The organism is Clostridium sp. DFI.1.208 (genome assembly GCF_024463855.1).
Classification (GTDB): domain Bacteria; phylum Bacillota_I; class Bacilli_A; order Erysipelotrichales; family Erysipelotrichaceae; genus Clostridium_AQ.
On the sequence record NZ_JANGCA010000019.1, the window covers coordinates 38,729 to 61,333 of the forward strand.

General features: G+C 46.1%; 22 protein-coding genes and 7 tRNA genes. 27 read left to right on the top strand and 2 right to left on the bottom strand.

What is annotated here, in order from left to right:
• Window position 1: 1 nt before the first annotated feature.
• The 10 genes from NE665_RS11420 to NE665_RS11465 all read left to right on the top strand — a co-directional run bounded on the left by NE665_RS11420 (window position 2) and on the right by NE665_RS11465 (window position 3,377).
• The gene (locus tag NE665_RS11420; protein WP_009272470.1) at window positions 2-1,444 is read left to right on the top strand and encodes a V-type ATP synthase subunit B; all 1,443 of its coding nucleotides are present in this window, start codon (window positions 2-4) and stop codon (window positions 1,442-1,444) included.
• Between the two features lie 2 nt (window positions 1,445-1,446).
• The gene (locus tag NE665_RS11425) at window positions 1,447-2,085 is read left to right on the top strand and encodes a V-type ATP synthase subunit D (protein WP_044907915.1); all 639 of its coding nucleotides are present in this window, start codon (window positions 1,447-1,449) and stop codon (window positions 2,083-2,085) included.
• Window positions 2,086-2,174: 89 nt separating this feature from the next.
• Window positions 2,175-2,534: a DUF1801 domain-containing protein gene (locus NE665_RS11430; protein ID WP_117443835.1), complete on the top strand. Its 360-nt coding sequence runs from the start codon at window positions 2,175-2,177 to the stop codon at window positions 2,532-2,534.
• A 194-nt stretch (window positions 2,535-2,728) separates the two neighbouring features.
• A tRNA-Arg gene (locus NE665_RS11435) sits at window positions 2,729-2,805 on the top strand.
• 7 nt (window positions 2,806-2,812) lie between these two features.
• A tRNA-Pro gene (locus tag NE665_RS11440) sits at window positions 2,813-2,889 on the top strand.
• A gap of 18 nt (window positions 2,890-2,907) precedes the next feature.
• Window positions 2,908-2,984 (top strand) — tRNA-Met (locus tag NE665_RS11445).
• A gap of 12 nt (window positions 2,985-2,996) precedes the next feature.
• Window positions 2,997-3,073 (top strand) — tRNA-Ile (locus NE665_RS11450).
• Window positions 3,074-3,091: 18 nt separating this feature from the next.
• Window positions 3,092-3,182 (top strand) — tRNA-Ser (locus NE665_RS11455).
• Between the two features lie 39 nt (window positions 3,183-3,221).
• Window positions 3,222-3,298, top strand: a tRNA-Met gene (locus NE665_RS11460).
• Window positions 3,299-3,301: 3 nt separating this feature from the next.
• Window positions 3,302-3,377, top strand: a tRNA-Phe gene (locus NE665_RS11465).
• Between the two features lie 143 nt (window positions 3,378-3,520).
• Here the strand turns inward: NE665_RS11465 and NE665_RS11470 are convergent.
• The gene (locus NE665_RS11470; protein WP_117443836.1) at window positions 3,521-3,748 is read right to left on the bottom strand and encodes a hypothetical protein; all 228 of its coding nucleotides are present in this window, start codon (window positions 3,746-3,748) and stop codon (window positions 3,521-3,523) included.
• A 10-nt stretch (window positions 3,749-3,758) separates the two neighbouring features.
• A complete protein-coding gene (locus NE665_RS11475) occupies window positions 3,759-4,940 on the bottom strand; it encodes a transposase (protein ID WP_117443837.1) in 1,182 nt (393 codons plus the stop codon).
• 547 nt (window positions 4,941-5,487) lie between these two features.
• Here NE665_RS11475 and NE665_RS11480 point away from each other — a divergent pair.
• The 17 genes from NE665_RS11480 (at window position 5,488) to rsmH (ending at window position 22,603) form a co-directional block, all read left to right on the top strand.
• A complete protein-coding gene (locus NE665_RS11480) occupies window positions 5,488-6,270 on the top strand; it encodes a hypothetical protein (RefSeq protein ID WP_117443838.1) in 783 nt (260 codons plus the stop codon).
• On the top strand, window positions 6,270-6,467 hold the full coding sequence (locus NE665_RS11485) for a hypothetical protein (protein WP_117443839.1): 198 nt from the start codon (window positions 6,270-6,272) through the stop codon (window positions 6,465-6,467). The genes NE665_RS11480 and NE665_RS11485 overlap by 1 nt, the downstream gene beginning before the upstream one ends.
• Before the next feature lie 17 nt (window positions 6,468-6,484).
• Complete coding sequence (locus NE665_RS11490; protein WP_117443840.1) at window positions 6,485-6,853, top strand: GntR family transcriptional regulator; 369 nt, start codon at window positions 6,485-6,487, stop codon at window positions 6,851-6,853.
• Window positions 6,837-7,535, top strand: coding sequence for an ABC transporter ATP-binding protein (locus NE665_RS11495; RefSeq protein WP_117443841.1), 699 nt, complete (start codon window positions 6,837-6,839; stop codon window positions 7,533-7,535). Before NE665_RS11490 ends, NE665_RS11495 begins: the two co-directional genes overlap by 17 nt.
• A gap of 460 nt (window positions 7,536-7,995) precedes the next feature.
• A complete protein-coding gene (locus tag NE665_RS11500; RefSeq protein WP_118654748.1) occupies window positions 7,996-9,177 on the top strand; it encodes a MalY/PatB family protein in 1,182 nt (393 codons plus the stop codon).
• 61 nt (window positions 9,178-9,238) lie between these two features.
• Complete coding sequence (locus NE665_RS11505) at window positions 9,239-10,195, top strand: sodium:calcium antiporter (RefSeq protein ID WP_117443843.1); 957 nt, start codon at window positions 9,239-9,241, stop codon at window positions 10,193-10,195.
• 402 nt (window positions 10,196-10,597) lie between these two features.
• Window positions 10,598-11,086, top strand: coding sequence for a flavodoxin family protein (locus NE665_RS11510; protein WP_117443844.1), 489 nt, complete (start codon window positions 10,598-10,600; stop codon window positions 11,084-11,086).
• On the top strand, window positions 11,074-11,730 hold the full coding sequence (locus tag NE665_RS11515) for a hypothetical protein (protein WP_117443871.1): 657 nt from the start codon (window positions 11,074-11,076) through the stop codon (window positions 11,728-11,730). Before NE665_RS11510 ends, NE665_RS11515 begins: the two co-directional genes overlap by 13 nt.
• A complete protein-coding gene (locus NE665_RS11520; RefSeq protein WP_117443845.1) occupies window positions 11,714-12,328 on the top strand; it encodes a TetR/AcrR family transcriptional regulator in 615 nt (204 codons plus the stop codon). The genes NE665_RS11515 and NE665_RS11520 overlap by 17 nt, the downstream gene beginning before the upstream one ends.
• A gap of 23 nt (window positions 12,329-12,351) precedes the next feature.
• Window positions 12,352-12,762, top strand: a complete 411-nt coding sequence (locus tag NE665_RS11525) for a flavodoxin domain-containing protein (RefSeq protein WP_233104683.1) — start codon at window positions 12,352-12,354, stop codon at window positions 12,760-12,762.
• Window positions 12,763-12,893: 131 nt separating this feature from the next.
• Window positions 12,894-13,286: an FMN-binding protein gene (locus NE665_RS11530; protein WP_117443846.1), complete on the top strand. Its 393-nt coding sequence runs from the start codon at window positions 12,894-12,896 to the stop codon at window positions 13,284-13,286.
• Window positions 13,287-13,671: 385 nt separating this feature from the next.
• Window positions 13,672-18,018 carry a PolC-type DNA polymerase III gene (locus NE665_RS11535; RefSeq protein ID WP_117443847.1) on the top strand — a complete coding sequence of 1,449 codons (4,347 nt, stop codon included), beginning with the start codon at window positions 13,672-13,674 and terminating at the stop codon, window positions 18,016-18,018.
• Window positions 18,019-18,273: 255 nt separating this feature from the next.
• Window positions 18,274-19,857, top strand: a complete 1,584-nt coding sequence (locus NE665_RS11540) for a ClC family H(+)/Cl(-) exchange transporter (RefSeq protein ID WP_117443872.1) — start codon at window positions 18,274-18,276, stop codon at window positions 19,855-19,857.
• A gap of 17 nt (window positions 19,858-19,874) precedes the next feature.
• Window positions 19,875-20,012, top strand: coding sequence for a hypothetical protein (locus NE665_RS11545; protein ID WP_178760127.1), 138 nt, complete (start codon window positions 19,875-19,877; stop codon window positions 20,010-20,012).
• Entirely contained in the window at window positions 20,009-21,055 is a 1,047-nt protein-coding gene (locus NE665_RS11550; protein WP_117443849.1) for a GrpB family protein, read from the top strand. Before NE665_RS11545 ends, NE665_RS11550 begins: the two co-directional genes overlap by 4 nt.
• A 184-nt stretch (window positions 21,056-21,239) precedes the next feature.
• The gene (gene mraZ, locus NE665_RS11555; protein ID WP_008817682.1) at window positions 21,240-21,671 is read left to right on the top strand and encodes a division/cell wall cluster transcriptional repressor MraZ; all 432 of its coding nucleotides are present in this window, start codon (window positions 21,240-21,242) and stop codon (window positions 21,669-21,671) included.
• On the top strand, window positions 21,668-22,603 hold the full coding sequence (rsmH, locus tag NE665_RS11560; protein ID WP_117443850.1) for a 16S rRNA (cytosine(1402)-N(4))-methyltransferase RsmH: 936 nt from the start codon (window positions 21,668-21,670) through the stop codon (window positions 22,601-22,603). The genes mraZ and rsmH overlap by 4 nt, the downstream gene beginning before the upstream one ends.
• Window positions 22,604-22,605: the final 2 nt, after the last annotated feature.

Below are 22,605 nucleotides of genomic sequence, written 5' to 3' on the forward strand. Positions count from 1 at the left end.
CATGAGTCTTCAATATGTAGGATTGAGTGAAATTAACGGACCTCTTGTCTTCCTGGATAACGTGGAAAACGCCAGCTATGAAGAGATGGTGGAAATCAAATGCGGAGATGGAACGACACGTCTGGGAAGAGTGGTTCAGCTGGAGGGCAAGAAAGCTGCCATTCAGGTGTTTGAGGGAACCAATGGAATCTCCCTGAAAAACACAAAAACAAAATTTACAGGGAAGCCGATGGAGCTGGCGTTATCACGCGAGATGCTGGGGCGTACCTTTAACGGAAGCGGACAGCCAATCGACGGGCTGGGAGAAATCTATGCCGAGAAAAGTGCGGATATCAATGGACAGCCATTGAATCCGGTTTCCCGTGTGTATCCGCGTAACTATATCAATACCGGTATCTCCAGTATCGATGCCTTAACGACACTGATTCGTGGACAGAAGCTGCCGATTTTCTCCGGTTCCGGTATGCCGCACAATGAGCTGGCAGTTCAGCTTGTTAAGCAGGCGAAGATATCGGAGGGGGACGGCAAGAATTTCTGTATCGTCTTTGCGGCCATGGGGGTCAAAAATGACGTTGCGGATTATTTCAAGCGTTCCTTTGAGGAAGCTGGTGTTATGGAAAAGGTTGTTATGTTCATCAATCTATCCAATGACCCAATCATTGAGCGTACGCTGACACCGCGCTGTGCCTTAACCGCTGCGGAGTATCTGGCGTATGAGCAGGATATGCATGTACTGGTTATTCTGACTGATATCACCTCCTATTGTGAGGCGCTGCGTGAGTTCTCCAGCAGTAAGGGAGAAATACCGGGACGTAAAGGGTATCCAGGATATTTGTATTCTGATTTGGCTTCGCTGTATGAAAGAGCAGGTATTGTGAAGGGTGCCGGAGGGTCTGTAACACAGATTCCGATTCTGACCATGCCCAATGATGATATCACACACCCGATTCCTGACCTTACCGGTTATATTACCGAGGGGCAGATCGTACTGGATCGTAATCTGAATCAGATGGGAGTATATCCGCCGGTTGGTGTTCTGCCTTCCTTGTCACGTCTGATGAAGGATGGCATCGGTGAAGGCTTTACAAGAAAGGATCACTCAGATGTATCCAATCAGCTGTTTGCAGCCTATGCGAAGGTGCAGGATGCCAGAAGTCTGGCTTCTGTTATCGGTGAGGATGAGCTGAGTGATGTCGACAAGCAGTATATGTCCTTTGGTACCTTATTTGAGGAGCATTTCCTGAATCAGGGATTTGATGATAACCGTAGTATTGAAGAAACGCTGGATCTGGGCTGGGATTTGCTCAGTGTCCTGCCGCGTGCGGAGCTTGACCGTGTGGATAATGAGGTTCTTGAAGTGTACTACGATCATGAACGTGCGGTGAAACGCTTTGGTCTGAAGAGTGGACCTATCATCAAGGAACTGGCATCTCAGGGTAACTGATTATGGCCAATAAACAGGTGTTTCCAACCAAAGGAAATCTGATTGCGACAAAGAAATCAAATGATCTGGCTCATATGGGCTATGAATTGATGGATCGGAAACGGAATATCCTGACGCGTGAAATGATGTCGCTGCTGGATGATGTTAAGCTGCTGCGTGATAAGATCACCATTACGTATCAGAAGGCTTATTATGCCTTGCAGCAGGCGAATATGTCCCTGGGAGTCATCAGTGATCTGGTGGAGGCGGTGCCGGTGGATACCGGAATTCATATCAGCTATCGAAGTGTCATGGGTGTGGAGATTCCAAAGATTCAATATGATAAGCAGGAGTATAAGCTGACATACGGCTTGGATCATGCGAATTCCAAGCTGGATTATGCTTACCGCTGTTTTTATAAGGTTAAGGAAATGACAGTGATTCTGGCTGAGGTGGAGAACAGTGTCTATCGGCTTGCGAATGCAATCCGCAAGGCGCAGAAGCGTGCCAATGCCCTGAAGAACATCGTAATTCCGGATTTTGAACACAATATCAAATTCATAACGGATGCACTTGAGGAAAAGGAGCGGGAGGAGTTTTCCCGTCAGAAGGTCATCAAGGCAACCAAGGATCGAAGAAAAGCTGAAGAGTCCGCAACATAGCGGCTCTTTTTTTCAATGCTGTGCTATACTAGAGATAGAGATGTATAGAGATATAAGGAAACATGTGGTCATGTAAAGGAGAGGAATATATGGCAAAGGCTACGGATCGGACAATACAGGAATATGTACAGGGATGTGATGAGGAGTATCGTGCAAGGATACAGGACATACTTGCAATATGCAGAGAGCTGGTACCGGATGCAGAGGAAAAAATCAGCTGGGGATTGCCAACATTTCTGTATCATGGGTATCTGGTGCAGGTGGGACAGTGTAAGGGCTATATTGGCTTCTATCCGGGAAATGATGCTATTCGGGCATTTCAGGAGGAGCTTGCTTCCTATAAATGTACAAAGACGGCAATTCATCTGCCCCTGCATGAAAAAATGCCGCTTGCTCTGATTCGCAGAATACTGATTTTTTGTAAAGAATATAATGAGACACATGCATAATTCTGCAAAAGAGGAGTGAAAACAATCGAAGAAAAGGGCACAAGGCCTTTATTTATAAGGCTATTTTGCATCTGCCTGAAAAAAGATAAAAAAAACGAAAAAAATTCAAAAAAAGTCTTGCATAAATGGTCTTTCTGTTGTATTATATATGAGCGCTGATGAGAACAGCGTAAAGATAGAAAACGAAAAACGATGCGCCCATAGCTCAACTGGATAGAGCGTTTGACTACGGATCAAAAGGTTGTGGGTTCGATTCCTGCTGGGCGCGCCATTTATTTCGGGATGTAGCACAGCTTGGTAGTGCACTTGATTTGGGATCAAGGGGTCGCAGGTTCAAATCCTGTCATCCCGACCATTGTAAAATTGTAAAGACGGCTGGGTAGCTTAGTTGGCTAGAGCATCCGGTTCATACCCGGAAGGTCGCGAGTTCGAGTCTCGCCCCCGCCACCAATTTTGCTAATTGGACCCTTAGCTCAGTTGGTCAGAGCATCCGGCTCATAACCGGTGGGTCGTAGGTTCGAGTCCTACAGGGTCCACCATTATGTTACCGAACATCTGGAGGAATACCCAAGTGGTTGAAGGGTCCGGTCTTGAAAACCGGTAGGTCGGGAAACTGGCGCCTGGGTTCGAATCCCAGTTCCTCCGCCATTTAAATCTTCAACAAAAAAAGAATTGCTCATTAAACATCGCGGGGTAGAGCAGCCTGGTAGCTCGTCGGGCTCATAACCCGGAGGTCGTTGGTTCAAATCCTTCCCCCGCAACCAAATGGTCCCGTAGCTCAGTCGGTAGAGCAATGGACTGAAAATCCATGTGTCGTTGGTTCGATTCCGACCGGGACCACCATTTGACGAAATGTAACCACTCAGAAATGAGTGGTTTTTTCTTGTTTGATAGGAAAGTTCTTTCACAAGAAAAACTAAAGAAAAAAGCCAAAAAGTTATTTAAGAAGAACATTTTGGCTTAGAAGACATTATAAAAAATGATGATCAAAAGGGTAAATCTTCAGGATCAAATCCTGATTCCCATTGTTCAACTTTCTTTTCTTTATTATGCCAAATCATTACACCATGGCATTTTGGACATTCAAGCAGTATTTCGTATTTTTTTGTTTTGCGATTATAGGTTGCCAGTTCGTCTGCGATTTCTTCTTCCGCCCATTCTTCATATCCACACCTTTTGCATTTCATTTTAATATATTCCGTTTCCATCAACATTGTTTTTCTCCTAGGGAACATAACATTCCAAAAATTCCATGTAATGTCCACACTTACATAATAAGGGATCATGATGAAAAGTATGTATAAGAAAATCTCGCCAATTTTTTTTGAAAAGAGAAGCACGAAAAAGTCGCTGCGTCATAACTTTAACAAGTGCTCTGGCTTTTTTCTTTACCGAAGCATATACGCCATAATAGCGAATCATTTTAAATTGATCATCAGGAACATGAAGAATGAGCTTCTTCATAAAATCGATGACAGATTCGCAGATATCTACTCTTACACCATCCTCATGACGCTCATACCAATAGGATACTGTCTTATTGACGGGATCATAATCCGTTATGCGAGATTGAGCCATTACAGGTCTACCTACATATCTTACAACATAATCAACGGTATCATCAACATTTTTATACTTTGTGGGAGGAGCATAAACATAAAAACCATTATCATACTTTTTATAAAGGATATTGGTAATCTTTTTTAGCATCAATTTATATTTATCCCCAATATTATCTCTTAAGGCATATAAAAGAGTAGTCATCCAACGTTTGCGCAGAGCAGTATAAGAAATAAATTTCAAGCGATGAAAAACATTGGCTTCGTCAACATAGCCATCTGCAAGAAGAATGTGGACATGTGGATTCCATTTTAGATCACGACCGAATGTATGGAGGGTGATGATGAAGGCAGGCTTAAAATGGTCATCTTTCTTACCAAAGGAATCAAAAATATGATTGAGAGTATCCGCAGCGGCAGAAAACAAAAGATTCAGCAGCTTTCTGTCGTATTGAAAAAACTGGCGAAGCTTTTCAGCAATCGTGAGAACAACATGCCGATGCGGACAATCTAGAACAATTGATTTAATGGTGTCTGCACGTTGAGCAGCATATTTGACACCACAAGAATTACAAAACTTAGACTTACAAGAATGAGGAACGATCTTAAAGTCATGGCAATGCGGACATTCGAAAAGAGAAAAACCAGCCTCAGGCGTTCTGCATTTGACCATACGTTCTACATTGGAGAAGACACAAGAACGAAGAGGTTTTTGAATGATTTCAGGGTCTTCAAGTAACTCTTGAAAATGATTTGTAAAGATGTTTTGGATAATATTTTTATCAAGATCAACAAAGTCATCAGCACAAAGCAACCCGAGCTTTTTCATCATCATTTCAGAAGCCAAAAAAAACACCACCAATCATATGATTCTATTATACAATATTGGCAGTGTTTTCGCATTCGTCAGTTAACATGTCCGCTAGGACATTTTTTTATCGCTTGCTGGCGATTTGATTTGCCGGATTGTACATCTTTATACAGGAAGAAAAGTCACAGGTATCCTTCTGCAATTCCTGCTTCAAAACGGGAAGAATACTGCATGATGAAGGGCAGAAGGAAAAGCCTATATAAAGCGATGTGCCTGCTCCTTTCTATTTTTTTCAGGTAATCCAAACACACAAGCGTCTGTATAGCCTAAACTGTTTTCTTATATTTGCAGGGATACAGCATATAAATACCTATAGGAGTTGAATCTTTTCCTGATATAAAATATATACATACATTGCGCAAGGTGCTGGCTTCTATGCCATTCTTTGTCCAATAAAATACCATACGGTTTTATAGTTTATTGATATTTTTTAGAATTGCTTGACAATGCTTTCTCCTTCATGTACTATTGTATTAGATGGTTAATACAGTAATACATGAACCATTTACGAGGGAGGAATTTTATGTTTTGGAAATTATGCAAGCATGAGCTGAAATGCTCATACCGAAGCTTTCTTGTTTTGTATGCCATTGTCATGGTGGCGGCACTGCTGATAAATCCGAGGAGTACGGGAATGATTACCAACATCGCAGCCGTCATCTATACGATTATGAGTGTGGTTATGTTTATCATGTGTGTTGTTGTCGTTATTAAAAATTACAGTAATTCCATGTTTTCCAGGAATTCGTATCTGACACATACGCTACCGGTCACAAGCACACAGCTGCTGCTGACAAAAATTATAAGTGCGGTATTCTGGATTCTTGTTTCCGTATTTGTCCTGTTTCTGTCCATGCTGATTATCGGACTGCGTGTCACAGGCTTTGATTTTGCTGCGATTGCAGAGGCACTGCAGGAATTCTTCAGTACCGTGATTGCGGTAGATTCCCTGCTGTATCTGTTCTATATGATTGTCGCTACGGCAGAATCTGTTGCTTTGATTTATCTGGTTATGAACCTAACGCATACAACCTATGTACCGCGGTATCGTACAGCTGTTGGCATTCTGCTGTTTATTCTGATTTCATGGATTATCAGCTTTGTGTTTGATCAGGTATTACTTGCTCCGTTCCATCTTGCCTCCGATGATTTTACCGGCACGATTATGCGGCTGTTCATGGGATTGCAGGTGGAATACCAGTTCATGGCAGGTGTGGGCATTATGATTGTAAAATCTTTACTGCTTCTCAGCCTGTTCTTCTTTGGAAGCAAATATATCCTGGATCATAAACTGGAAATTGAATGATGAACGACCTGAAAGAGAGGGCACTGATTATTCTGATCATTCTGCTGTTCTCATTCTGGTATGTATTTACCGGATATCTGCTGCTGGATTATTTCAGAATCGGATGGCCAATCTATATCGTAGGGGCAGTGCTGCTGGGAATCATTATCATAGCGGTACTGCAAACAGTGAAGCGAATGAAAAACGGAGAGTATTAGGAAGGAAGTGAACCTGCATGAATTTTGATTCTAATATGCCGATTTATCTGCAGATTATGGATGAAATAAAGCGATGGATCGTTACAGACGTCTATCAGCCTTCTCAGAAAATTCCGTCTGTTCGTGAACTGGCTGTGGAATTTGGCGTCAATCCAAATACGGTACAGCGCGCGCTGAGTGAACTGGAGCGCAGTCATCTTGTGGCGAGTGAACGCACGACTGGCAGATTTATCTGCAATGATACAGAAATGATTCAAAAATTAAAGGAAGATGTCATCTGTAAGAAAACAGATATGTTTATTGAGGAAATCCGTCAGTACGGATGTGATGATGAAGCCATCATCGCTACAGTGGAAGAGAGGTTGCACAATGGAAAAGCTGATTGAAATATGCGGGCTTAGCAAAGCCTATGGGAAAAAGCAGGCCCTGCATAATGTGGATATGGTTTTTGAGGGAGGGCAGATCATCGGTCTGCTTGGTCCTAACGGAAGTGGAAAGACAACGCTTTTAAAGATTATGACCGGGCTGTTGAAGGATTATGACGGTGTCGTGAAAATCGATGGAAAGAGCATCGGGGCAGAGACAAAGGCGATGGTCTCCTTTCTGCCAGATGAGCCTTATTTCTCAGACTGGATGAAGGTGAAGGACGCACTGGCAATTTTTGTTGATATGTATGCGGATTTTGATCTGGATAAGTGTCTGACTATCATGCGCCGTTTTCAAATTGATGAAGGAATGCGCATCAAGACGATGTCGAAGGGGACAAAGGAAAAGTTTCAGCTGGCACTGGTGATGAGCCGCAAGGCAAAAATCATCGTACTGGATGAGCCAATTGGCGGAGTGGATCCGGCCGCAAGAGAAGTGATTCTGGATACGATTCTGGAAAATTATTCTCCGGATCAGACGATTCTTATCGCAACGCATCTGATTGCGGATATCGAACGTATCTTCAGTACGGTTGTCTTTATCAAAAACGGTCAGATCGTATTGAACAGAGAGGTTGAGGATGTTCGTCAGGAAACAGGAAAATCCATAGATGAGCTGTTCCGAGAAGAATTCCGTTATTAAATAGCTGTTGTTTTTCATACGATATTGAAAAGGATTTCCATTCACACATGCATGGCAGTGTGATGGAAGTCTTTTTTTTGCAGCATGTATGTACACGATGCTTGTGCATAGTCAAAAGCTTTCTATGCCTGACATATAATCGCCGTACATGCGGATGCCTTTACTGGATTGCATACAGGCTGTACGTGTGTATGACTTGCTCAATCACTATACACAAGGCGAGGGAATCTGCACCCAACATATAGGATGCTCTGCATTGCGGTATATGGCAGGATGAGAACGATGGACAGTAAATCTGGTTATCAGTTCTGCCTTTCTTTTCATATGCATCTGCGTCCAATGCAGCTGCTGCTACAAAAAGAGGGAAAATACACTTCATTTTCTCTGTTCAAGGGCTTTTAAACACGATATAATAATGCAGTATGAGAGTATAGAAACAAAACTGGTTTGGGAGGTACATATGAAATATGATTTCGATACGGTGCTGTCAAGAACGGGAACCGGATGTATCAAATGGGATAAACCCTTTGCCTGCAGTGATGAACAAGCGGTGCTGCCGCTCTGGGTGGCAGACATGGATTTTCCATGCAGCAGGGAAATACAGGAGGCATTGCATCGTCGTGTGGAGGAACAGATTTACGGATACTCCTGCGGGTTTGATGCTGCGTATAAAAACAGTGTGACCGGATGGTTTCAACGCCGTTTCCATTGGACGATTGCGGCAGACTCCATCTTTTATGCAGGAGGTGTAGTTCCGGCTATTGCCTATCTTCTGGAAATTCTGAGTGAGGAGGGTGACAGCATATTGATTCAGCCGCCGGTATATTATCCGTTTCGCAATAAGATACTGGCTACCAAGCGCTGTGTTGTGGAAAGCCCTTTGCGCAATACAAACGGTGTCTACACCATTGATTTTGCGGATTTAGAGAAGAAGCTGTCTGCGGATGAGGTGAAGGGAATGATTGTATGCTCCCCGCATAATCCGGTAGGCAGGGTATGGACAAGCGAAGAGCTACAGCGGGTGGCAGCACTTGCGCATACCTATGGAAAATGGATCATCAGTGATGAAATTCACTGTGATTTGATACGGGAGGAAAAGCGTCACATCCCACTGCATACGCTAGTGCCGGAGTATAAGGATGAAATCATTGTCTGCACGGCCCCCAGCAAGAGCTTTAATCTGGCAGGTCTGCAAAACAGCAATATCATCATTACGAAGCCGGAGTACCAGCAGCGCTGGAAGGAGTTTGTTGGCAACCGGTTATCCCTGAACAGCTGTAATTCCTTTGCATTAGCCGCAACGAAGGCGGCATATAATGAAAGTGAAGACTGGCTGAATCAGGTGAATTCCTATATCGATCAGAATATCCGCTATGCATGTGACTATCTGGAAAAAGAGCTGCCGCAGGCTGTGATTTCCCCCTGCGAGGGAACCTACCTGCTGTGGGTGGATGTGCGTGCGTATTGCCCCGATGAACTGCAGCTGGAGAAGCGGATGCTCGAGCAGTCTCTGATTCTGGATGAGGGCTATCTGTTTGGTGAGCAAGGAAAGGGCTTTGAGCGTATCAATATGGCTGCACCGCGTTCTCTGATAGAGGAATGCATGCGTCGTTTTGTCAGGGCGGTTTCTGGGAATGAATAGAGAAAGAGCGACTGCTTTATGAGAAGAAAGCGGAGCTATTGAAAAAAGAAAGGAAAATGGTATGCTGTATCTTGAATATATCGTATTGGCGGCACTGGTGGTGTTTTTGTCAGTACGTCTGTCGTATTACGTTGATTGTCTGGATAAGAAAACAAATCTGTCCGGTGCGTTTATAGGAGGTGTCATGCTTGCGGCTGTGACCTCTCTGCCTGAATTATTTACTTCTCTGACAGCTGTACTGGCTCTGGATCAGCCGGATCTGGTACAGGGAAATGTGTTGGGAAGCAATATCTTCAACCTCTGTGTGATTGGCGGACTGATGCTGTTTACATCCCGCCGCTATCAAAGCGCTACGCTGTCAAAGTCACACAGCAAGACGCTGTGGTTCGGGCTGGTCATGTATGCTCTTGTTTTTGTGGCAATCATGATGCCAAAGGAGGTTGGATTCAGCTTTCTGAAGGTCAATCTGATGTCTGTTCTGATTCTGGTCGTGTATGCGGTGAATGTGAAGTTCATGGGGAATGATGACAGCGGTGATGTAGAGGAGGAAGTCTATATCTCGTTGAGCGTGAAGCAGATTGCTATTCGTTTTATCTGTTACAGTGTTGGACTGGTAATGGTAAGTATCCTGCTGACAACGGTAACCGACCGTCTGGCCGAGGAGCTGCAGCTGGGGGCTACGGTAGCCGGGGCAATTTTCTTGGGCGTGGCTACCTCACTGCCGGAGCTGAGTGCTTCGGTCAATCTGGTGCGTATTGGAAATTTCAATGCATCCTTTGGGAACATTGTCGGCAGCAATCTGTTCAATTTTATCATCCTCTGCTTTGCGGACGTGCTGTTTACACAGGGAAGCATCTATGTCAATGAACCGCAGGTTATGAATCTGCTGGGCTTCGGTGCGTTTTCCATGGTTTGTACGCTGGCAGTTATATATGGAAAAAAGCATCGTGCTCTGGTTCTGCTGGCAAGTGTGGCCATTCTTGGCTCTTATGTCACCAGCATTTTGCTGTCTATGTAATCGCTTTTGGTATAGGCTGCAAACACGGTAGGAATCAACCGGTGTCTGAGATAAATTTTGTAATAAAAGGCTGTAAATGACTTCTTTCTGATTGGAGGTCATCAAAAATATCATGAAGAGGATTTGGTTCATCTTTCTAGGGCTCCGAATCCTTTTTTTCTGTTTCTGCTTTTACAGCACGAATCTCTTGCATATGAGCTTTTGTTTGCCGTTTTTATCGTGCTGCACTGCAGGCCTTGCAGGCAGCTGTTATGGTACAGCATAGCAGTTTTTCAATATCGAAACAGAAGTGATAGAGGAATAGCTTAGTAAATTTGTTTCAAACCGCCTTGACAGAATGAGTGGGATACGATAAGATGAATATAAATTAAACAGTGTTTAATTTATAGAGAGGTGATTGCAGTGAGAACATTACGATTGAACGATACAGAGCATGTGTTTTGCGATGAACCAGGAATACAGACGGTGGATGTCAGGGAGCTGAAGCTGCAGGGCTGTATGGGTTGCGGAGCCTGCGAAAGGGACAGAAATCGATATGGTGCGTGTGCTGTAGCGGATGATATGCAAATGCTGTATCCCAAGATTGCGCAATGTGAAAAGCTGGTTTTCATATGCCGACAGAGCTTTGGGTGCTGCAGTCCGATATGCAAGTGCATTCTTGATCGCATGGCGGTGCTTGGCTATTCGGAGTATACAGTGAAAAACAAGGAGCTTTCCAAAAAAGGGTGGAAAATCCCGCTTCGCGAAATCGAATTTCTTCTATATGGAGAAGCGACGCCGCAAGAGCTGGCATTGTTTGAGAAATGGCTGGATGAGGTACACCGTATTACTGCCGGAACGCGTATGCGTGTACAGTATATCGGTGGGGAGGCAGTTGTATGTCCGCAATGATTTTGAATCTGAGTCCGCGCAGGCTTGGTACCAGTGCCCTGCTGGGCAGACTGTTGCAGGAGCAGCTCGGTGAGCAGACACAGGTGTGGAACTGTTTAGATATTGAGTCTGCATGGGATAGCTTTCTGGAAACTGCAAGGCTGGCAGAGACATGGATTTGTATCGCTCCCTGTTATGTGAACGCTATCCCGGGGGATGCGCTCAGGATACTGGTTAAGCTGCAGCAGACAGGTATGGAGAAGAACAAATATGTATATGCAATCGCACAGGGCGGTATGCCATACGCTCATACGCACCACTGCTGTATCGGCAATATCGAGCTGTTTGCAAGGGCTATGCAGCTGCGCTGGATGGGCGGCTTACTGATTGGAGGAGGGGCAATCATTGACGGAGTTTCCTTGAAGCGTCTTCCCAATGCGGTACAGGTAGAGCACTGCCTGCAGAAGATGATTGCCTGTATACAGCATAAAACAGCAGTTGACAGCTTGCTTTCAAGGCAGGCGGAAATGAAGATTCCAGGCTTTGTCGCCCGTCTGCTGTGTTTGAAGATGAATCATACGATTCACAAGCAGCAGAAGAAAATCAAAGCAGACCGGCATACCTGCTTTTATGCAAAGGAGGAGAAGCATGCGCGTAAAGGATGAGGAACAGATCGCGGCACGCAGAGCGCTTATATTGCGTGCGGCGAGAGAAATTATGGAGACACAGGGACTGGAGGCTTTGAGCATTCGTAAGATTGCGGCGATGCTGCAGCAGACCCCCGGTATCATCTATCATTATTTTTCCAGCAAGGAGGAGCTGATGCTTGCGGTTGTACAGGAGGGCTATTACAATATCCTGCGTATTATACAGCAGACCATGGCCTCTGAAAAAACGCCGGCAGCCCAGCTGCGTGCTACCCTGTATGGTTATATTTGCGGTATGCTGGAGGATCCTTTGCTTTATCAGGTCATCCTGCAAAGCAAGCTTCCTGCTGTACAAAAGCAAACAGCGATTTTGCAGGAGAATCTGCGACAGCATCGAAAAAGTATCGCTATGCTGTGTACCTGTCTGGAGGAAGGTGTCGCCTGTGGAGAGTTCCGTGTAGAGCAGGTGGAGCTGCGTGCACAAAGTATCTGGTGCTGTGTATATGGTCTATTGGAGCGTATCCTCATCGAGCAGCCGTCTTTGGCATACCGGGATAAGGTTATTGAGGAAATGCTGGATTTGATTATGGCATCCTTACAGACGCATGAAAAGTAAGCAAAGGAAAGTGTGGTACAGGAATGCATGGAAACAGCAGCGTTTATGCGACAGCCTGCATGCTGCAGGAGAATGGAGAATATATGAAAACACTGATTATCTATAAGAGCAAGCACGGTGCCGGAAAAGAGGTTGCACAGTATGTGCAGCAAAAGCTTTCCGCGGATTTACGGGAGGCAGATTCTGCACTGTCATGGGAAGGCTATGAGCGTATCGTATGTGTGGGAAGCATCTATGCCGGCAGATTGGCAAAGCAGCTGATTGCCTGCATTCATGCAAACACGCAGGAGTTGGCAAGGGAAAAGCGTCTGTATGCTGCTGTGCGGTATGAGCGATGCTGCACCGGAAAAAATCATTACAGAGAATCTGGGAGAGGCGTTTTATCAACAGCTTGCCTTTTCTGTGCATATCGGCGGCAAACTGGATTTTCATAAGCTTGGCTTTCTGGAAAGAACTATAATACGTATGGTGAATAAGCAGGAGCAGCTGTATGAGGATAATGCAGCTGTAGTCGTAGATCGCCTGCGCTGGGATACGATTGATCGTGTAGTTGCCCAGCTGATCCATGAAGCGTAAGGTGATCAAGGTGCTGGCGGTACTGATACTTCTTGGCGCAGGAGTGATTGCTTATCAGTTCTATCAGACAAAGCAGCAAAGCGATGCTCTCGCTTTTGAAGCTGTGGATATGGGCAGTCTGCGTGATGGCAGCTATGAGGGAGAATGTCATGTTGGACTGGTTCAGGTACGGCTGCGGCTGCAGATTCAGGATACTGCCATACAGCGCATTGAGCTGCTTCAGCATGACAATGGCATGGGAAAAGCCGCTGAGCGTATTCTTGAAGATATCCGGAAACAAAACAGCATTGCTGTCGATGATGTATCCTCTGCCACCATATCCAGCAGAGCCATTCGGATGGCTGCACAAAATGCCCTGAAAAAAGCAGAACAGCCGCAGTGAAGCAGCTGGTTTTGCAAACAGGTGATAATGAAAATAAAGAGGAGGCAGCGTAGACACCGGCGGATTGCACTGTGTCTCTTCCTTTCTATTTCGGGATACATCGGGAATGACTGGATGTATCTTTTTTTTGTGAAATGAAATACATGCCTCCATCGTGTTCACAGGACTTGGGGGAATCGCTTTGTGCAGGGAAGAAGAATTGGAGTGTGTGAAGGTTGGGCAGGCTGATACACAGGACAAGCGACATGAGCAAATCTCACCGATGAGGTGACCCTGATGGAGGGGGTGTGCATCGCAATAGCCGCATATGGAAAATGAGCAATAATTTTACTTTTTCAAAGGAGTGAAATATGCTATCATATAAGGAGCGGAAAAGAGGGATTCAATGGAACTGAAACTGATTGATTTAGTGAAAAAAATGGAACAGAACAATCCGGATCTGGAGTATTTTGAACAGGGTACCTTTACCATGAAGCCGGTATATATGAAGAAGTCCAATGTTATCAAAATGGAAATCTCTCTGCCGAAGCCACTGCCGTTTCAGGTATGGGACGTTTTCTGTATGCGTTTAACAAAGCTGACGCGCTGCAGTGTGGATTTGCATATCACAGCTGAAAAGGCGGAAGCAGAGCTGCTGGAGGTTTCCAGCTATATCGAACGCTTTGTCTCCCGGCACATGCAGCTGAAAATATTTCATGAATCACTGCCGACCATCAATGAACAGAAATATCTTGTCTATCAAATTCTGGATGAACAGGAGCGTGAGCGGGCAATCCAGAATAAGCATTTGCTACAGGAATTTCTGGGACGATGCGGCTTTCAGCTGGAAATTCATGTCGAGGAAATGAAAAAATCCGCACCGATTCCGACGGTTACGGTGAAAAATGAGACCGCAGCGAAGCCGGTGAAGGTGTATGAGGAAAAGAAGAGCTATAATTTTAAGCCGAAGGGAAAAAAGGGTCTGGACCAGTATGTGCCGTTTTCCATTCATGATATTACAGAGGAATGCCATGGTATCCGTATCCATGGGAAAATCTTTGAAACGGAAACACGTACGCTGCGGAACGGACGTGATATTCAGATGCTGTGGATCGGGGATGATGACGATGCCATTATCATGAAGCGGTTTGAACGCGGTGCCATCACAAAGGAAGTGCTGGCGGAAATAAAGAACGGAGACTGCGTTGTAGCTTATGGTAAGGCGGAGTATGATGCCTATACACGAGAGCTTGTCTTTATGCCGGATGTGATTGAAAAGGTAGCGGAAGTGAAGCGATTGGATGAGGCGCAGGAAAAACGTGTGGAGCTGCATGTGCATACCAAGCTTTCGGAAATGGACGGAGTCTGCAATATTGAGGAATACATCGATCAGGCAAATGCATGGGGGATGGATGCTATCGCGATTACCGATCATCTTGTCGTACAGGCCTTTCCAAAGGCACAGCACAAGGTGGATGCCATCAATAAGGGCAGAGAAACACCGTTTAAAATGATTTACGGTCTGGAAATGAATATGGTTGACCCTGCATTGCAGATTGTCCGCAATATCCGTGACATTGAACTGGAAAAGGGGACCTATTGTGTATTTGACCTTGAGACAACCGGCTTATCCAGCCGTTTTGATCATATTATTGAATTTGGCGGACAGATTGTAAAGGATCGTGCCTGCATAAAGAGTCTGCAGCTGTTTATCAAGCCTCCGGTGGCGCTGAGTGCCTTTACCACAGAGCTGACCGGTATTACGGAAGAGCATATGAAGAATGCGAAATCGTTTGCGGACAGCATTGATGAAATTCTCGAATTTATCGGAGACAGTATTCTGGTAGCACATAATGCGACCTTCGACTATAACTTTCTAAATGATGAACTGGCAAGAATCGGACGTCCGCCAATTATGAATCCCGTGATTGATACACTGGATCTTGCCCGCAGCATGCAGGCGGATCGTAAGGGCTATCGACTGGGACAGATTGCCCGCTCCTATGGCATCCGATATGATGAGGATGTTGCGCACCGTGCCGATTATGATGCGGAGGTTCTGGCACAGACCTATATGAATATGCTGAATGATTTAAAGCATATCAAAAACCTGCAGGAGCTTCAGGATATGCAGACAGCGGAGAGCTTTCGTAAGGTGCGTGTCAAGCATGTGACGATACTGGCGAAAAATATGGCCGGGCTGAAAGAGCTGTTTGAGCTGGTGACGCTTTCGCATACCCGCTATCTTGCCTACAGCAGCAAAAGTACAAACAATATCGTAGCGGAGCCAAGAATTTTGCGAAGTGAGATTGAAAAGCGGCGTATCAACGGCAATTTGCTGATCGGCTCCAGCTGTTTAAACGGAGAAGTGTTTGATATGGCACAGACCCGCAACGAACAGACACTGGAGGAGGTTATGCAGTTTTATGATTACATCGAACTGCAGCCGCTGGAAAATTACCGCCATCTGGTGGAACGTGATTCCATTTCCAGCATGGACCGGTTAAAGGAAATTCTGACCTCCATCGTAAAGGCAGCGGATAAGCTGGATAAGCTTCTGGTTGCCAGCGGAGACTGCCACTATGTGCAGCCCGGAGAAAAAATGATTCGTGACATTTATATCTCCTCTCAGGCGATTGGCGGTGTACGCCATCCTCTCTATATATACAATCAGGAAAAACGGCGTAAATTTAAAGCGCCGGATCAGCACTTCCGCACAACGACGGAGATGCTGAAGGAGTTTGCGTGGCTGGGAGAGCAGCGTGCCTATGATATGGTTATCAAAAATACCAGACAGATTGCGGATATGATCGGGGAAGTGAAGCCTGTCAAGGATCGCCTGTATCCGCCGGATATTGAAGGCTCTGACCAGAAGCTTACGGATATCTGTTATGAAAATGCCCATAAAAAATACGGACCAGTGCTTCCTGAAATTGTGGAAAAGCGTTTGGAAAAGGAGCTAGCAAGTATTATCGGACACGGCTTCTACGTTGTTTACTACATTTCCCATCTGCTGGTGAAAAAGAGTCTGAATGACGGATATCTGGTAGGTTCACGTGGCTCGGTCGGCTCCAGCTTTGTTGCGACGATGTCGGAGATTACCGAGGTAAATCCACTCGCACCGCATTATGTATGTCCCAAGTGCCATTATGTGAAGTTTTATACCGATGGAAGTGTTGCGGATGGCTTTGATCTGCCGGATATCATCTGTCCAAACTGTGGAGAAACCATACGAGGGGATGGACACGATATTCCGTTTGAAACCTTCCTTGGCTTTGAAGGGGACAAGGTTCCCGATATTGATTTGAACTTTTCCGGTGATTATCAGCCCAATGCCCATGCCTATACAAAAGAGGTGTTTGGGGACGATCATGTGTATCGTGCAGGAACCATCGGTACCGTTGCGACGCAGACAGCATTCGGATATGTGAAGGGCTATGAGGAGGAAATGGGCATTGAGGGCAGTATGCGAAATGCGCAGGTCCTGCATCTGGCGAAGGGCTGTGAGGGTGTGAAGCGTACAACCGGACAGCATCCGGGCGGTATTATCGTAATTCCGCTGGATCTGGATGTTCATGATTTTACACCGGTACAGTACCCGGCCAACAACCCGTATGCGGAGTGGAAGACAACCCACTTTGAATTCCACGATATTCATGATAATGTCTTGAAATTTGATATCCTGGGTCATGTTGATCCGACCGCAATGAAAATGCTGGAGCGTATGAGCGGCATCGATCCGACTACGATACCGATGAATGACCCGGAAACGATGAGCGTATTCTCCAAGGTTGATGCATTGAAAATCGATACCAGCAAGTCCTGCGATGAAACCGGTGCCGCCGGATTACCGGAATTTGGAACGCCGTTTGTGCGTGGTATACTGGAGCTGACACGTCCGACCACCTTTGATGAGCTTCTGAAAATTTCCGGTCTGAGCCATGGAACCGATGTCTGGCTGGGAAATGCAAAGGATTTGATCGATAACGGCACATGTACCTTGAAGAGTGTGATCGGATGTCGTGATGACATCATGGTGTATCTGCTGCACAAGGGGCTGCGGCCGAAGCTTGCCTTTACCATCATGGAGAGTGTGCGTAAGGGAAAGGGCTTAAAGGATGAATGGATTCCGGAAATGAAGGCCAACGGTGTGGAGGACTGGTATATCGATTCCTGTCTGAAAATCAAGTATATGTTCCCGAAGGCACATGCAACGGCTTACGTTATGATGGCGATTCGTATCGCATGGTTCAAGGTGCATCGCCCACAGGTATATTACTGCATGTTCTTCTCGATTCGCTGTGATGCCTATGATATTGAAACGATGATCAAGGGAGAACAGGCAATCCGTCGCAGAATGCAGGAAATCAGCGATATGCTGAAAAATAATGAAACGAAAAAGGATGTTTCCAAAAAGGATAAGGATACCTTCAATACGCTGGAGCTTGCTCTGGAAATGAATCTGCGGGGTTATTACTTTACCAATATTGATATCATGCGCTCGGCATCCCGTGAATTTATCGTCGATCCGGATAATGCGAACTATATCATACCGCCGTTTACCAGCATTGACGGACTTGGGGAGAATGTTGCGGATACGGTTGTGGAGGCACGAAAACAGGGAGCCTTCCTGTCCAAGGAGGATTTGCAGCGGCGTACGGCATTGAGCGGAACACTGGTGAAGAAGATGGAAAGCATGGGGGTTCTGGAGGGAATGCAGGACGAAAATCAAATGTCGTTATTTTCCTTTTAAGCGATCGCAGTTTGATGGGTGAAAAGTTGGATGATACAGCGTTTAGGGATATCCCTTGCAGGATGAACAGGCACGATGCCTGTTTTTCTTCGCTTTCAACACTACCTGCCACATCTTTGTACAAGCTGCTTGAAAAGCTGTGGGATGTACAGGGAAACAAACGCAGCGGCTCCACGCGGTATAAGAATTGTGTGTGTAAGCAGGAAGTCATTTGTAAAAGAGAAATACGAATGCTATAATTTTAGGGAAAGAAGGATGAGAGTTGTGAAAGAGAGAAAACATGGAAGTACGCTTCATATTCTGCATAGTGCAGGAAATTTTAAATATGTATTGATTGCAGAAGGGCTTGCGGCCGGTCTTTGTGCCGGGCTGATTGCTGTGCTGTATCGTATTGTTCTGGGCTACGCGGAGGATTTTGTTGCGGCGGCGGTTGCCTTTATCCGTACCGACTGGACACATATTGTACTCTGGTTTGCTTTTCTGCTCGTGCTGGGCTTTCTGGTGGCACAGCTTTTGAAGGCGGAGCCGTTGATTTCCGGTAGTGGGATTCCACAGGTGGAAGGAGAAATCATGTCCTTTATCGATCAGCAGTGGACACGGGTGCTGCCGGCAAAGGTGATTGGCGGAACGCTGTGTGCCTTCGGCGGCTTGTCTTTGGGGCGGGAAGGACCGAGCATTCAGCTGGGGGCAATGGCTGGAAAAGCGATTGCAAAGCTGTTTCACCGCGTAAAGATGGAAGAGCGTCTGCTTTTGACCTGCGGTGCTGCGGCAGGTTTGTCTGCGGCATTTAATGCACCGCTTGCCGGCGTCATGTTTGCACTGGAGGAAATCCATAAAAATTTTAGTGTGTCGGTATTGATTTCCGTAATGTGTGCGAGTGTGACCGGAGATTTCCTTTCCCGGAATGTGTTCGGGCTGGCACCGGCGTTTCATTTTGAAGTCGTGCATACCTTTCCCCTCGGCTATTATTGGATGCTGATTCTGTTGGGAATCGTCTGTGGTCTGTTTGGGGTGCTGTACAATAAATCCACGATGAAAGTGCAGGCATTGTTTGCAAAAAGCGGCTTACAGCAGTATGGAGTGATAGCTGCTATGCTTTTGTCCGGTGTTCTGGCGCTTTGTCTGCATGATGTTTTGGGCAGTGGTCATGCGATGATTGAAATGCTGAGTGAGGACCCTATCATGCTGCTTCGCACGTTATTTCTTCTTCTGGCAGTGAAGTTTGCATTTTCCCTTGTCAGCTTCGGTTCCGGAGCACCGGGGGGGATTTTCTTTCCATTGCTCGTTTTGGGCAGCTTTACCGGAGCGATTTTCGGAAATATCGCTGTTCAGGTGTTTGGCTTCTCTGCCGGCTATATGAATAATATTATCATCATGGCGATGGCAGGAGCATTTGCCGCAATCGTGCGGGCACCGATTACCGGAATTATTCTGATTGCAGAGATGAGCGGCACATTAACCAATCTCTTGCCGCTGGCCGTTGTATCGCTGATCAGCTATTTGTGTGCGAGCTTGCTCAACTGTGAGCCGATCTATGAAAGCCTGCTGCACAATCTTCTTGTGAAAAACGGTGTGAATCTTTCTGCCTTTCATGGGGAGCGGCATTTGGTGGAGGCTGTTGTGGAGCTGGGAAGTCCGGTTTGTGATCAGGCGATCCGTGATGTGAAGTGGCCGAATAAATGCCTGTTGATCAGTATTGAACGACAGGGAAAGGAGCTGCTTCCCAAGGGAAGCACCATGCTGCACACAGGAGATAAGCTGATCGCCCTATTGGATGATGAGGATGCCCCTTATATTCAGCATCAGCTGGAAAAATGCTGCAGCTCAAAGCTGGAATAGAACAGCAGGAAAACGACATGGCAGAGCTATGGAAAGGGAAACGCGAAAAATCATACCGCTTGATCTTCTTGCGAGAGAAACGGATGCGCGGATACGCTGCAGAGGCTGGCTACCAGTCTGCAGGCAGTGACAGGGGAGAATGGAGATATGTATGAAGCTGGTTTATAAAAATCTTACGATCTGTAGTAAAGCGGAAGGAAGCATTCCCGTATGGGACAGTGCGCATGCCCCGCAGCTGCAGGAGCAACAGATGCACAACATGCTGCAGCTGTATTTGCTGCTGGATACAATTTATGCCGGATATATGCAGGTAACGCTGCTTACAGCGCATACCGTTTCCATCACGATGAAGCTTGCGAATACCGGAAAGAATTTCGCACAGCTGCAGCGACAGTATCTGCTTATGCTGCTGTTTTATGTGCTGTATCGCTGGGATATCGCGCAGGTAGTTATGGAGGTGGATGGCAAAGACCGGCAGCTGCAGGAAAATCTTGTTCAGCTGGGCTTTTCAAGCGTTGGGCAAGCGCAGAAGCATCCCGCCATGGCAAAGACCTCTTTGCTGTACCAGTTACAAGCGTCTGATTTCAATAGAAAGGAAAATCTGGATGCTGAGGAATTGCAAAAGCTTTCTCTGGAACAGCTCTGGGAACTGTTTCCTATTGTCATACGGCCGCATAATGAGCAATATGCGGCATGGTATGATGCACAGCGCCTTCACCTTCAGGAGCTGCTGAAAGCCTCCATTGTACGAATTTCCCATATCGGGAGTACGGCGGTGAAAGGACTGGAAGCAAAGCCCTGTGTGGATATTCTGCTGGAAACGGATACCCGCCACCCGCAGGAGCTGATCAAAAGGCTTACGCAGGACGGCTGGATTTTGATGTCGAGAAAACAAGAGGAGCAGGGGGATATCCTATGCTTCAACAAGGGCTACACGGCACTTGGATTTGCGCAAAAGGTATATCATTTGCATGTGCGCTACCCTGCAGCATGGGGAGAGCTTTACTTCTGTGATTATCTGCGTGCACATGATGAGGCTTGCCGGGAATATGCGGCCTTGAAAAAAGAACTGGCACAGACCTATCGCAAAGACCGAGATGCTTATACACACGCAAAGACACAATTTATCGAAGAAATGACAAAGCGTGCCCGCAGGGAGCTTTCAGATAAATTCAGCATTGCTGCAGAAAACAAATAGAACATGCGGGATTATGGTTCATTTTTTCTATATACGTCACATAACTGGAAAATTAAGGAAAATCCGTCGAAACCGGCAGGATAAAATCCTTAATTTTTTTAATTCTTTATGTACAAAACCATAGTCAGAGGGTATAATGGTGGTATAAAGTAGCAGAAAGTGGTAGATAGTGGAGGTGAATGACATGTTCATGGGTGAATACGCACATAATATTGATAAAAAAGGGCGTATCATCATTCCTGCAAAGTTTCGTGAGGAGCTGGGAGATCATGTCATCATCACACGCGGGCTGGACGGCTGTCTGGCTGTTTACACAAAAGAGCAGTGGGAGACCATCTATGAGCAGCTGATGAAGCTGCCTTCGACGAAGAAGGATGCCCGTATGTTTGTCCGAATGATGACAAGCAAAGCCGCTGAATGTGAAATTGACGCCCAGGGTCGTGTACTGATTCCCTCTCCCCTTGTGAAGCTGGCAGAGCTTGTGAAGGAATGCATGGTAATCGGTGCTGCCAATCATGTGGAAATCTGGTCCAGAGAACGCTGGGAGCCGGTGGATGAGGAAGCAAACGACGCCTTTGAGGACATAGCCGAGAGCTTGACGGAGTTTATGATATGATGAAACACTACAGCGTATTACTGCAGGAGAGCATTGACAATCTGGCAATCCATAGCGATGGAATCTACGTGGACGGTACGCTGGGACGAGGCGGTCACAGCGCGGAAATTCTCGCACGGATACCGCAGGGACATTTATATGCCTTTGACCGTGATGCCTCTGCTATCGAGGAATCCAGAGCACGGCTTGCGCAAATTGGCGATAATGTGACCCTGATACATAGCAATTTTTCAAATCTGAAGAGTGAATTAACAGCACGCGGCGTTACAGGCATCGATGGTATGGTTCTGGATCTGGGCGTATCTTCACCGCAGTTTGATGAAGCACAGCGCGGTTTCAGCTACCGCTTTGATGCACCACTGGATATGCGTATGGACCAGAGTCAAAGGCTCAGTGCCTATCAGGTGGTGAACGAGTGGGAATACCAGGAGCTTGTACGCATCTTTTTTCAGTTTGGTGAGGAGAGCTTTGCGAAGCAGATTGCCAGAAAAATTGAAAAAGCAAGAGAAGTAAAACCGATTGAGACAACCTTTGCACTGGTGGATGTTATCAAATCCGCATTGCCTGCAAAGGTGCTGAATAAGAAGGGACATCCGGCCAAAAAGGTGTTTCAGGCAATTCGTATTGCCGTAAACGATGAGCTGGGGGAGCTGCAGCTGGTGCTGCGTGATGCATTACAGCTTCTTCATGTAGGAGGAAGGCTATGTGTCATCAGCTTTCAGTCGCTGGAGGATCGTATCGTAAAGGATACCTTTGCCTCCTGCAGCAAACCAAAGCAATATGATAAGCGGATTCCGATCCTGCCGCAGGATATGGAAGCTGCACCGTACCGGCTGCTAAATAAAAAGCCGATAACTGCTACGGAAGAGGAGCTGAGGGAAAACATGCGCTCTCATTCCGCAAAGCTAAGATGTATAGAAAGGATCAGGTGATG

Excerpts from the sequence above, each read along its gene's own strand:
- NE665_RS11420 (WP_009272470.1), top strand. The coding sequence starts at position 2 with ATGAGTCTTCAATATGTAGGATTGAGTGAAATTAACGGACCTCTTGTC.
- NE665_RS11425 (WP_044907915.1), top strand. The coding sequence starts at position 1,447 with ATGGCCAATAAACAGGTGTTTCCAACCAAAGGAAATCTGATTGCGACA.
- NE665_RS11430 (WP_117443835.1), top strand. The coding sequence starts at position 2,175 with ATGGCAAAGGCTACGGATCGGACAATACAGGAATATGTACAGGGATGT.
- NE665_RS11470 (WP_117443836.1), bottom strand. The coding sequence starts at position 3,748 with ATGTTGATGGAAACGGAATATATTAAAATGAAATGCAAAAGGTGTGGA.
- NE665_RS11480 (WP_117443838.1), top strand. The coding sequence starts at position 5,488 with ATGTTTTGGAAATTATGCAAGCATGAGCTGAAATGCTCATACCGAAGC.
- NE665_RS11485 (WP_117443839.1), top strand. The coding sequence starts at position 6,270 with ATGAACGACCTGAAAGAGAGGGCACTGATTATTCTGATCATTCTGCTG.
- NE665_RS11490 (WP_117443840.1), top strand. The coding sequence starts at position 6,485 with ATGAATTTTGATTCTAATATGCCGATTTATCTGCAGATTATGGATGAA.
- NE665_RS11495 (WP_117443841.1), top strand. The coding sequence starts at position 6,837 with ATGGAAAAGCTGATTGAAATATGCGGGCTTAGCAAAGCCTATGGGAAA.
- NE665_RS11500 (WP_118654748.1), top strand. The coding sequence starts at position 7,996 with ATGAAATATGATTTCGATACGGTGCTGTCAAGAACGGGAACCGGATGT.
- NE665_RS11505 (WP_117443843.1), top strand. The coding sequence starts at position 9,239 with ATGCTGTATCTTGAATATATCGTATTGGCGGCACTGGTGGTGTTTTTG.
- NE665_RS11515 (WP_117443871.1), top strand. The coding sequence starts at position 11,074 with ATGTCCGCAATGATTTTGAATCTGAGTCCGCGCAGGCTTGGTACCAGT.
- NE665_RS11520 (WP_117443845.1), top strand. The coding sequence starts at position 11,714 with ATGCGCGTAAAGGATGAGGAACAGATCGCGGCACGCAGAGCGCTTATA.
- NE665_RS11525 (WP_233104683.1), top strand. The coding sequence starts at position 12,352 with ATGCATGGAAACAGCAGCGTTTATGCGACAGCCTGCATGCTGCAGGAG.
- NE665_RS11530 (WP_117443846.1), top strand. The coding sequence starts at position 12,894 with ATGAAGCGTAAGGTGATCAAGGTGCTGGCGGTACTGATACTTCTTGGC.
- NE665_RS11535 (WP_117443847.1), top strand. The coding sequence starts at position 13,672 with ATGGAACTGAAACTGATTGATTTAGTGAAAAAAATGGAACAGAACAAT.
- NE665_RS11540 (WP_117443872.1), top strand. The coding sequence starts at position 18,274 with ATGAGAGTTGTGAAAGAGAGAAAACATGGAAGTACGCTTCATATTCTG.
- NE665_RS11545 (WP_178760127.1), top strand. The coding sequence starts at position 19,875 with ATGGCAGAGCTATGGAAAGGGAAACGCGAAAAATCATACCGCTTGATC.
- NE665_RS11550 (WP_117443849.1), top strand. The coding sequence starts at position 20,009 with ATGAAGCTGGTTTATAAAAATCTTACGATCTGTAGTAAAGCGGAAGGA.
- mraZ (WP_008817682.1), top strand. The coding sequence starts at position 21,240 with ATGTTCATGGGTGAATACGCACATAATATTGATAAAAAAGGGCGTATC.
- rsmH (WP_117443850.1), top strand. The coding sequence starts at position 21,668 with ATGATGAAACACTACAGCGTATTACTGCAGGAGAGCATTGACAATCTG.